Source organism: Acinetobacter marinus (assembly GCF_900096915.1).
GTDB lineage: Bacteria > Pseudomonadota > Gammaproteobacteria > Pseudomonadales > Moraxellaceae > Acinetobacter > Acinetobacter marinus.
In genome coordinates, this window is record NZ_FMYK01000011.1 from 67,377 (window position 1) to 78,780 (window position 11,404).

An 11,404-nucleotide genomic window follows, 5' to 3' on the forward strand; every position below is an offset into this window, starting at 1 on the left:
TTTCAGTCCACTTGCTAGGTTTAGGAAATCTCAATAGATTCGGTTTTGCTGAATGAAATATACAGTTCTGAGCATCCGCAATTTCTAGTTTTCAGATTGTGCTGTGTTTTTTTACGGCTGCGAATTATTTCGTTATATTCGAATATAGACAAAAGACTGGGGGAAATATGTCTTCCAAAACACCATCTTGGTTTGCCAATGTCAATCCAAATGTGTTTTTTAGCACGGTGATCGTGATTGCAGTATTTTTAGGTTTGGTCTTAATCACGCCTGATGCATTTGATCTCATCACACAAAAATTAAATACATGGATTACCACATCGTTTAGCTGGTTCTACGTGCTTTCCGTAGCGATTTTCTTGTTGCTTCTGGCTTACTTTGCGCTTTCTGATGCAGGCAAGATTAAACTCGGACCAGACCACAGCCAACCTGAGTATAGTAATCAATCATGGTTTGCCATGCTGTTTACTGCGGGGATGGGCATCGGGTTGATGTTCTTCGGTGTGGCTGAGCCGATTATGCATTTTGCCAGCCCACCGACAGGTGATCCTGAAACGGTTGCTGCGGCACGTCAGGCGATGCGCATTACCTTTTTCCATTGGGGCTTACATGCTTGGGGCATTTATGCTTTGGTGGGTTTGTCCTTGGCGTATTTTGCCTATCGTCATAACTTACCGTTAAAAGTACGCTCTGCCTTGTATCCGATGATCGGCAAAAAGATTTATGGTCCGATCGGTGATGGGGTCGATACCTTTGCCACCATCGGTACAGTATTTGGTGTGGCGACCACTTTAGGCTTTGGCGTGACGCAGATTAATTCGGGGATGAATTATCTGTTTGGCATTGAAACCAGTGCTACTACGCAGATTTGGCTGATCGTTGCAGTGAGTATCATGGCATCGATGTCGGTGATTCTTGGTGTCGATAAGGGTATTAAGCGTTTATCTGAGCTGAATTTGATTTTGGCGTTGATCCTGTTGTTATTCGTATTTTTTGCAGGGCCGACCATTTATTTACTACAAACTACACTACAAAATGTCGGTGATTATCTCAGTAATCTGTTCACCATGACCTTTAATCTCTATGCGTATCAACCCAATGGTTGGATTGGTGGCTGGACGATTATGTACTGGGCGTGGTGGATTTCGTGGTCACCATTCGTGGGAATGTTTATTGCACGTGTCTCCAAAGGACGCAGTGTGCGTGAGTTTATTGTCGGCGTGATGTTGATTCCGACAGGCTTTACCATGATCTGGATGGGCTTTTTGGGCAATGCAGGATTGTATAATATTCTGCACAAAGGTCAGCAAAGTCTCCTCACGGCGACACAACAAGATTCATCCATGGCGTTTTTTGAGTTCTTGTCGGCGATGCCTTTTGCGGGAGTGTTCCAAGTCGTGGCGACGGTCTTGGTGATCTTATTCTTCGTGACTTCGGCGGATTCTGGTGCTTTGGTCACGGATTATCTCACGGCAAAAACTGATCAATCGCCATTATGGCAACGTCTATTTTGGACAGTGTTGATGGCGATTTTGGCGATCGTATTGCTCTTGGCGGGCGGTCTGAAAGCCTTGCAATCAGCTACGATTATGAGTGCATTGCCGTTCACCTTTATCATGCTGTTGATCTGTATCGGCTTGGTCAAAGCGCTGAAAGTCGATGTGACGCGGATGCACGCACTGCAAGGTGCACGCACCACGCCGTATGCACTGAAAAATCCACGCAGTTGGCAACAGCGTCTTGGCTTGATCATGCACTATCCGCATAGCCAAGTGGAGGTTGAACAATTCATTCAGGACACGGTACGACAAGCATTCTTGAAGCTAGAAAAAGAGTTTGCTGTGCGTAATCTTGAAGTAAAAATTGATCAAATCGCCGATGGCTTACAGTTGAGTGTTGATCATCGCAAAGAAATTAACTTCATTTATCAAGTGGTTGCTCGCTCTACCACACCGCCGAGCTTTATGACAGAGCAGACCAGGCAGGAAGTGGAATATTTCCAAGCCGAAGTCTTCTTGCGAGAGGGCGGTCAGCATTACGATGTGATGGAGTGGACGGTCGATGATATTTTGCAAGATGTGATTGATCAGTATGAGCGTCACTTACATTTCTTAAGTGTGGTGCGTAGTTAAGTATCTAAATATCTAAGTAGCTAAATATCTATGTATTTTTACGCTGATTGAAGCCATCTGTATCAAGGAAAACCATTCGAGTCATCGGGTGGTTTTTTTATGGAGTCACAGTCACGATGCAGTGGATTGCACTACAATTTATTGCACAGTGAAAATAGGGTTTGCGGTTTTCCTATGCTATATTTTTGTGCAGAAATATCGTCAAATACACTCCCCAAAATAAACGATGTAAATTCTTTTAAAGGCTAACAATTTATGGCGCAATTTGCAGTGATCGGTCTTGGCAGCTTCGGTGCGACTGTGGCGAAAGAATTATCGTCACTCAAGCATGATGTCATCGGTATCGATCTGATCAAGAAAAATGTGGAAAATATCTCTGAGCAACTCACCCACGCCGTGATTGCCGATGCCACCGATGAAGTGGTACTCAAAGAGCTAAATATTCAAAGCAGTGATGCAGTGGTGGTGGCGATTGGTGAAGACATTGAAGCCAGTATTTTGTGTGTACTTCATCTGAAAAATATGGGTGTGGAAAATATTTGGGTCAAAGCCAAAACCAGTGCCCATCATATGATTTTGTCGCATTTTAAGATCAAAAAAATTATTCATCCCGAAGAAGACATGGGCGTGCGTGTAGCACAAGCCTTAAACTCGCCGTGGGTGAGTCGCTATATGTCACTCGGCGATGATCATTATATTGTTAAAGTGATTATTCCTTTGCATTTACGTGGTGTGAACTTGCTTGGGCTGATCAATAAAGCCAATGATATCAAAATCATTTTGCTGAAACGACAAAATAAAGTGGTCTGTGATATTCAAGCAGACACGACATTGGAGCTGAATGATGTGCTGGTCATCGAAGGCCCAGTCGAAGAGCTAAAAAAATTGTCTAACCGATTCCTAAAAGCATGAACTTCTTAAGTTTCAAAAATCAGATCGTCAATCTCAGCCCGCCAAGTATGTTGGCGCTGGGCTTTTTGAGCTTCATTGCGGTAGGCACTTTATTGCTGTTACTGCCGATCTCGCATCACGGCGACCTGCCTTTTATGACGGCGTTTTTTACCGCAACTTCTGCGGTGACCATTACGGGGCTGTCGGTGGTGTCGATCAATGAGACTTATACGGTCTTTGGGCAGATGATGATTTTATTGCTCATCCAAGCGGGCGGACTAGGCTTCATTACATTTGCGGTGTTGGCGGCGCTGAGCCTCTCGCCAAAAATCGGACTCAAACAGCAAATTTTTGCCCAAGATGCGCTCGGGCAGACCAGTCTGCATAACGTGACCTTCATCGCCAAAGGCGTATTGATCTATACCTTATTTTTTGAATTGATTGGATTTTTATTTTTAGCTGCGGCGTGGTATCCGCAATATGGTCTGCTGCACAGTTGCTATTATGCGCTGTTTTATAGCGTCTCCGCCTTTAACAATGCGGGCTTTACCTTATTTGATAATAGCTTGATGGAGTTTCAAAACAACTTCTTGCTGTGCATGACGGTGAGCACCTTGTATATCTTGGGTGGTGTGGGTTTTGTGGTGTTTATGGACATCAAACAAGCCAAAGCATGGCGCAAGCTCACCACCAATTCCAAAGTGATCCTGTCGAGTGTGCTGATCATCAATTTGGTCGCATTTGTATTACTCTGGGCGCTCGAAGCCAGCAATCCGAATACGCTCGGCAATATGAATGTGGAGCAACAAGCAGTACATGCATGGTTCCAAGCCACCGTACCGAGATCATCGGGCTTTAATAGTCTGGATATTGGCTCGATGAGTAATGCGTCGACTTTCTTGATGATGTTGCTGATGTTTATCGGTGGTGGGTCACTCAGTACCGCAGGCGGGATTAAAATTGGTACCTTTGTGATTTTGATTCTCAGTGTGATTTCATTCTTGCGACGTAACGATGAGGTGACCATTTTTAATCGTTCGATCTCTCGTGAAGTGACTTATAAAGCCTTGGCGGTGACTTTGATTACCTGCTTCTTCATTATCTTGGGGATGTTCTTATTGCTCATCTTCGAGCCAGAAATGGAATTTATCGATGTGGTATTTGAGGTCTTGTCGGCAGCGTGCACGGTCGGTTTGTCTCGTGGCATTACCGCAGAGCTGCATAATGGCAGTCTATTGACCTTGATTTTCTTGATGTATGCAGGGCGTCTTGGACCGTTGACTTTGGTTTATCTGATTGCCACACCGAAGAAAAGCCGTGTGCAATATCCATCTGCCGATATTCAGATTGGTTGATTTATCCGTGCTATCAATTTGCGAATGGTGAAAAATCACCATTCGTCATGCTTAAAATGCGCTTCTATGTTAAAAAAATCATAAAAATTCAACTTTCAAGCACTCTCTTTGCTTGAATTTCACCGACTTTGCCCATACTCATCAAGCAATCGTTATTTTATTTTTAGATGAACACTGCAGTTTCGTATCATGTTTGATCGTAACAGCGCTTCGAGGACTGCACATGTTTGACTTTTTTAAACGGAGAACATCAATGGCAACTGAGCACAATGAGCAAGCTCAAGATCAGACTGTAGATCAAGACCAAGATCTTGAAAATACAGAAACCAATGAAAATGCTGAAGAAGTGACAGTAGAAGATTTACAAGCGCAAATTGGCAAATTGGCAGAAAGCCTCAAGCTGGAAAAAGCACGTGCTGCCAATGCAATTTATGAGTCTGAAAAAGTGAAAGAACGTCTCGAACGTGAAGCTGACACAGCGAAAAAGTTTGCTTTAGAAAAATTCGCCAAAGGCTTACTCGAGTCGGTGGACAACCTTGAACGTGCTATCCAAGCCGCTGGCGAGGAAAAAACGCCACTGCTTGAAGGTGTCGAGCTGACTTTGAAATCGCTACTCAGCACGCTAGAAAAGCATGAGATTGCAGCGGTCGATGTCGACAATGGTTTTAATGCAGACCTACATCAAGCGGTCGGTATTGACCCAAATGCCAAAGCAGGCGAGATCGGTAACGTGTTGCAAAAAGGCTATACCCTATCAGGTCGATTGCTCCGCCCTGCAATGGTTACAGTCGGTCAGTAAGCAGAAAAAACCAGCGCATTTGTAGAAATTTTTCGGCACATTGACTTGAAAAAAAAACAAATGCTCTCATATCGGATAACAAGCAAAACATTGCACAAAATTATTTGAGGAACAAATCAAATGGCTAAAATTATCGGTATTGACTTAGGTACAACCAACTCATGTGTTGCGGTACTCGAAGGCGATAAAGTCAAAGTAATTGAAAACGCTGAAGGCGCACGTACAACGCCATCAATCATCGCTTATAAAGACGGCGAAATCTTGGTCGGTCAATCTGCAAAACGTCAAGCAGTGACCAACCCGAAAAATACATTATTCGCCATCAAGCGTTTGATCGGTCGTCGTTATGAAGACCAAGCGGTACAAAAAGACATCGGTCTTGTACCATACAAAATCATCAAAGCAGACAATGGCGATGCTTGGGTAGATGTCAACGACAAAAAACTTGCACCACAACAAGTCTCTGCTGAAATCTTGAAAAAGATGAAGAAAACAGCGGAAGACTATCTTGGCGAAACTGTGACAGAAGCAGTCGTGACAGTACCTGCATACTTCAACGATGCACAGCGTCAAGCGACGAAAGATGCGGGTAAAATCGCAGGCTTAGACGTAAAACGTATCATCAACGAACCAACTGCTGCGGCACTTGCGTTCGGTATGGACAAGAAAGAAGGCGACCGTAAAGTTGCAGTTTATGACTTGGGTGGTGGTACATTCGACGTATCCATCATCGAAATTGCAGACTTGGACGGCGACCAACAGATCGAAGTATTGTCGACCAATGGTGATACATTCCTTGGTGGTGAAGACTTTGATAGCGCATTGATTGAATACTTGGTTGAAGAATTCAAGAAAGACCAAGGCGTGAATCTGAAAAATGATCCATTGGCATTGCAACGTCTCAAAGAAGCAGCGGAAAAGGCAAAAATCGAATTGTCTTCTTCGAACTCGACTCAGATTAACTTGCCATATATCACTGCAGATGCGTCTGGTCCAAAACACTTGGAAATCAATTTGACTCGTGCCAAACTTGAAAGCCTTGTTGCTGATTTGGTTGCTCGTACCATTGAGCCTTGCCGTATTGCACTCAAAGACGCTGGTCTATCATCTTCAGAAATCTCTGATGTGATCTTGGTTGGTGGTCAATCTCGTATGCCACTTGTACAACAAAAAGTACAAGAATTCTTCGGTAAAGAGCCACGTAAAGACGTGAACCCTGATGAAGCAGTTGCGATTGGTGCAGCGATTCAAGGTGCGGTACTTTCTGGTGACAAGAACGACGTTCTTCTTCTTGACGTAACACCGTTGACACTTGGTATCGAAACTATGGGCGGTGTGTTGACACCAATCATTGAGAAAAACACTACGATTCCTGCGAAGAAATCTCAAGTGTTCTCAACAGCAGCGGACAACCAACCTGCGGTAGACATCTCTGTCTATCAAGGTGAGCGTAAGATGGCACAACAAAACAAATTGTTGGGCAACTTCCAGCTCGGTGATATTCCACCTGCGCCACGTGGTGTACCGCAAATCGAAGTATCTTTCGACATTAATGCCGATGGTATCTTGAAAGTGTCTGCAAAAGACAAGAGCACTGGCAAAGAGCAATCGATCCAGATCAAAGCAAACTCTGGTTTGTCTGATGCTGAAATCGAAGCAATGATCAAAGATGCTGAGGCGAATGCTGAGGAAGATCGCAAGTTCGAAGAATTGGCAAAAGCACGTAACGAAGCGGATGCTTTGATTTCAAGCGCACAAAAAGCGGTGAAAGACCTCGGCGAGCAAGTGACTGATGAAGAAAAAACAGCAGTCGAAACAGCGGTGTCTGACCTTGAAGCAGCGACTAAAGAAAATGATGCGGACGAGATCAAAGCGAAAACTGAAGCTCTACAAAACATCTTAATGCCGATCACGCAACGTGCCTATGAACAAGCACAAGGTGCAGCAGGCGGTGCGGGTGCGCAGGACTTCGATCCAAACGCATTCAACCAACAAGCTGGTGGTTCGCAAAAAGCCGATGACGGTGTTGTTGATGCTGAGTTCACTGAAGTGAATGACGACAAGAAATAATCATCCTTTTATTCCCCCTTTTCAAGGGGGATATAAAAAACGCTCACAATGTGGGCGTTTTTTTTATGCAAATTTTTCAAGATAGAAATTAGATATTGCATATGTATTGGTATATACTCTATGTATATTGCACAGTATTTAAGAAGAGGAGCTTATTATGACAATAACATCCATTTTTATGAACAACCGCACCCAAGCCGTTCGACTGCCTGCGACATTTCGTTTTTCTTCGGAGATTAAAAATGTCTATGTTCGCCAAATTGGTGTAGAACGGGTGATCAGTCCTGTGGATCAAGTGTGGGATAGTTTTTTCACGGATAAAAACTTAAAAGTAACGGATGATTTTGAACGTGGCGAGCAAATTGAAAGTGTGCGAGAGTCATTTTAATGTTGAAATATATGCTCGATACCAATATTGCCATCTATGTGATTAAGCACAAACCTGAACAGGTGCGTGAACGATTTAATGCGGTCGCAACGCAGATTTGTGTCAGCAGTATCACCGTCGCAGAATTAGTCTATGGTGCGGAAAATAGTGCCAACCCTACGCATAACCTGATGGTGGTGGAAAACTTTTTGTCTCGCTTACAGGTCTTAGATTATGATGTTGAGGCGGCGATGCAGTATGGCAATATCAAAGCCTATTTGCGGAAGCAAGGGCAACTCATCAGCGATAATGATCTGCACATTGCAGGGCATGCGAGAAGCAAGGGCTTGGTCGTGGTAACCAATAATTTAAAAGAGTTTGAACGTGTGCCTGCATTGCAACTTGAAAATTGGATGCATTAATTTTTAGTATTTTAATCATGCCAAGGCTCTATCAAGCCATTATTCTCTAAGCAGCATCAAGACAGCTAATTTTCTTGCGCATAAAATTAAAAATCCTGCTTTAACTCTATTGAAAAACAACCCTGCCATCGCCATTGATAACCCATAATTTTTTTAAAGTAAAAACGAAGGAGTTCATCAATGAGCGAGCAAAATGCCTCACAAAAACACAGCTTCCAAGCCGAAGTTGCACAACTACTGCATTTAGTCACGCATTCTTTGTATTCCAATCCAGAAATTTTCCTGCGTGAATTGATTTCCAACGCCTCAGATGCTTGCGACAAACTGCGCTTTGAAGGCATCAATCATCCTGAATACTACGAAGATGCGCCTGATCTACGTGTTCGTGTTAGCCTCGATAAAGACAACAAGACCATCACCATCTCAGACAATGGCATCGGTCTGAGCGAGCAAGAAGCGATTGATAACCTCGGGACGATCGCCAAATCAGGCACCAAAGACTTTATGTCGAAGCTCACTGGCGACCAAAAATCAGATGCACAGCTCATCGGTCAGTTTGGTGTGGGCTTTTATTCAGGCTTTATCGTGGCTGATAAAATCACCGTAGAATCACGCCGTGCAGGCTCGCCAAGTAGTGAAGGCGTGCGTTGGGTCAGTGGCGGTACAGGCGATTTTGAAGTGACGCAAATCGACAAGGCAGGTCGTGGTACAGACATCATTTTACATTTGCGTGATGATGCGCTCGACTATCTCGAAAGCTATAAAGTGAAGCAGATCATCAACAAATATTCTGATCACATCAGCTTGCCAATCGAAATGCAAAAAGAAGTGTGGCAGGAAGAGGAAACTGCCGAAGGTGAAGAGCCGAGCAAAGGCGGTGAGATGGTCAAAACCGATGAATGGGAAGCGATCAACTCCGCCAGTGCGCTGTGGACTCGAAGCAAATCAGAAGTGACTGATGAGCAATATGTTGAGTTTTATAAAAACCTCAGCCACGCATTCGATGAGCCACTGGCTTGGTCGCACAACCGTGTTGAAGGCACCACCGAATATACGCAATTGCTGTATATTCCAAGCAAAGCGCCACACGATTTATTTACTCGTGAGTCGAAAGCAGGCATCAAACTCTATGTAAAACGTGTGTTTATCATGGATGATGCGGACAATCTGATTCCGAATTATCTGCGTTTTGTACAAGGTGTGGTGGACAGTGCCGACCTACCGCTCAATGTCAGCCGTGAATTGCTCCAAGAAAGCCGTGATGTAAAAACCATTCGTGAAGGCAATGCCCGTCGTGTCTTGACCATGATTGATGGCTTGGCAAAATCAGACGATGAAAAAGACCAAGATAAATTCAAAACCTTCTATGCTGAATTTGGTTCAGTGATCAAAGAAGGCTTGGGTGAAGACTATGGAAATCGTGAACGTATCTTAAAACTTTTACGTTTTGCCACCTCGAATAATGATGAGATCAGTACCTCATTGGTAGACTACAAAGCCAATATGAAAGAAGGGCAAAAGGCGATTTATTACGTCACCGCCGATAGCTTAACCACTGCGAAGAACTCGCCACAGCTTGAATTGTTCAAGAAAAAAGGCATTGAAGTGTTGCTCATGGCAGATCGTGTCGATGAGTGGGCGATGAATTTCGTACATGAATTTGACGGTACACCAATGCAAAGTATTGCCAAAGGTGCGGTTGATCTTGGCGATCTACAAGATGCTGAAGAGAAAAAAGCACTCGATGAAGCGACTGAAAAATTCAAACCTGTCGTGGAAAAACTCAGTGATTCACTAAAAGCTAAAACCAAAGAAGTGCGCTTGACCAGTCGATTGGTGGATTCACCTGCATGCTTAGTCACAGGTGATGGCGAGCTTTCACCGCAGTTGATCCGTATGCTTAAAGATGCAGGTCAAGCAGTGCCTGAAAGCAAACCGATCTTGGAAATCAATCCATCACATCCATTGGTACAAAAGCTCGAAGGCAGTGCGCAGTTTGACGATTTAGCCAATGTGATCTTTGATCAAGCATTGATCGCAGAAGGTGGATTGCCTGATAATCCTGCGGAATATGTGAAACGTATCAATAGCTTATTGTTGAAATAATCAAAACCACTATCCTTTGAGAGGTTTGCAATACATCGCTCAAAGGAATGCTCCTCCCCTGTGAGGGGAGGTTGGGTGGGGTAAAAAAAGCAGTGTGACTTCATCACACTGCTTTTTAATTGCTTCAGAATATGCAAAAGATGAATTGCGCTGAGATTATTGAATCAACTCAAATGCTCGATCACTCTTTTGGATTTGATAGGGCTTTTCTAGTGATGGATTGCTTGGATAAGATTTGCCATCAAAGGAGAGTTTTACCTGACCAACGCCTTTGCTATACACCGACAGATCAGACCAACCATTTTGCTTAGTCGATAGTTGATAAATCGGCGTATTGGTGACCGTGGTTTTGGTCACTAAAGTCAAACTATGATCATTTTTGGCATGATAAATTAACATCGTGCAACCACCCGAACCACACCACTCCTTGCCTTGCAATAGTACCACAGCATCTTTGATCTGATCGCCATTGAGATCCCGCCATGCTTCGAGATAATCCGTTTTCCCATAAGTATGCTCGATCACGGTCGGTAATAAATATCGTGCTAATTCACGGTCTTTCGTTGCATTATCGTTCACACCATTTTCTTTCACAGTACTCACAGAGGTATTCTCAATGGGGCTGGTGTGTGTCGCTTGGGATTGATCTGAGGAAGATTTGTCAGAGGAATTTGGCTGATTGTTGATATTGCTACATGCTATTAATGTGGTTGACAACAGGGCTAAACTGAATATTTGAATCTTCATGAAAATGTAACCTAAAAAATTTATAGTTCATATTATAAGAAATCGTTAGAAAAACATGTTGTGAACAATGAAGAATCATGTAACTACGCAACACATAAGAGAAACGCATAAAAATAAAATGTGAAACAGGTTGTCTATGTAAGTAAATGCTTACACGATGAGGTGTCTTTGTCGTCTGTTCGGCAGTCCAATATTTTTCTATTATAGCTTTATTGAGAGACAGGAAGTTTCCAACGCAAGGTACAGGATGTACAGAGTTAGCAGGATGCGACTCACGCCGAATTCAAAATCGCCTCGACAGGATGTCGGGGCTGTTTTCGTTTGGGGCTTTACAAAATTTATCCTTAAAAATATAACCGAAAATATCGGATATTGAAGGTGTCAATCATTTTAGGAAGTCGCACTCGCTACAGAATATCTAAGGCTCTAGACTAGCAGAATAACCATGTTAGTCTAGAATCATGATAGAAAACAGTAAATTAAGTCGCTACAAAATTAAAAAAATAATTCAATGC

General features: G+C 43.4%; 9 protein-coding genes. 8 read left to right on the forward strand and 1 reads right to left on the reverse strand.

The window, feature by feature from the left end:
* Positions 1-167 precede the first annotated feature (167 nt).
* The 8 genes from BLQ60_RS13250 (at position 168) to htpG (ending at position 10,142) form a co-directional block, all read left to right on the forward strand.
* On the forward strand, positions 168-2,132 hold the full coding sequence (locus tag BLQ60_RS13250) for a BCCT family transporter (RefSeq protein WP_092621549.1): 1,965 nt from the start codon (positions 168-170) through the stop codon (positions 2,130-2,132).
* 255 nt (positions 2,133-2,387) lie between these two features.
* Positions 2,388-3,044 carry a potassium channel family protein gene (locus BLQ60_RS13255; protein WP_092621552.1) on the forward strand — a complete coding sequence of 219 codons (657 nt, stop codon included), beginning with the start codon at positions 2,388-2,390 and terminating at the stop codon, positions 3,042-3,044.
* The gene (locus BLQ60_RS13260) at positions 3,041-4,378 is read left to right on the forward strand and encodes a TrkH family potassium uptake protein (protein ID WP_092621555.1); all 1,338 of its coding nucleotides are present in this window, start codon (positions 3,041-3,043) and stop codon (positions 4,376-4,378) included. The genes BLQ60_RS13255 and BLQ60_RS13260 overlap by 4 nt, the downstream gene beginning before the upstream one ends.
* A 253-nt stretch (positions 4,379-4,631) precedes the next feature.
* The gene (locus BLQ60_RS13265; RefSeq protein WP_092621558.1) at positions 4,632-5,177 is read left to right on the forward strand and encodes a nucleotide exchange factor GrpE; all 546 of its coding nucleotides are present in this window, start codon (positions 4,632-4,634) and stop codon (positions 5,175-5,177) included.
* A 120-nt stretch (positions 5,178-5,297) separates the two neighbouring features.
* A complete protein-coding gene (gene dnaK, locus BLQ60_RS13270) occupies positions 5,298-7,247 on the forward strand; it encodes a molecular chaperone DnaK (RefSeq protein WP_092621561.1) in 1,950 nt (649 codons plus the stop codon).
* 157 nt (positions 7,248-7,404) lie between these two features.
* Positions 7,405-7,635, forward strand: a complete 231-nt coding sequence (gene vapB, locus BLQ60_RS13275) for a type II toxin-antitoxin system VapB family antitoxin (RefSeq protein ID WP_143005226.1) — start codon at positions 7,405-7,407, stop codon at positions 7,633-7,635.
* Positions 7,635-8,036 carry a type II toxin-antitoxin system tRNA(fMet)-specific endonuclease VapC gene (vapC, locus tag BLQ60_RS13280; protein WP_092621567.1) on the forward strand — a complete coding sequence of 134 codons (402 nt, stop codon included), beginning with the start codon at positions 7,635-7,637 and terminating at the stop codon, positions 8,034-8,036. The genes vapB and vapC overlap by 1 nt, the downstream gene beginning before the upstream one ends.
* Before the next feature lie 180 nt (positions 8,037-8,216).
* The gene (gene htpG, locus BLQ60_RS13285) at positions 8,217-10,142 is read left to right on the forward strand and encodes a molecular chaperone HtpG (RefSeq protein WP_092621570.1); all 1,926 of its coding nucleotides are present in this window, start codon (positions 8,217-8,219) and stop codon (positions 10,140-10,142) included.
* A gap of 156 nt (positions 10,143-10,298) precedes the next feature.
* On the opposite strand, the gene BLQ60_RS13290 is transcribed toward htpG, so the two are convergent.
* Positions 10,299-10,745, reverse strand: a complete 447-nt coding sequence (locus BLQ60_RS13290) for a hypothetical protein (protein WP_143005227.1) — start codon at positions 10,743-10,745, stop codon at positions 10,299-10,301.
* Positions 10,746-11,404: the final 659 nt, after the last annotated feature.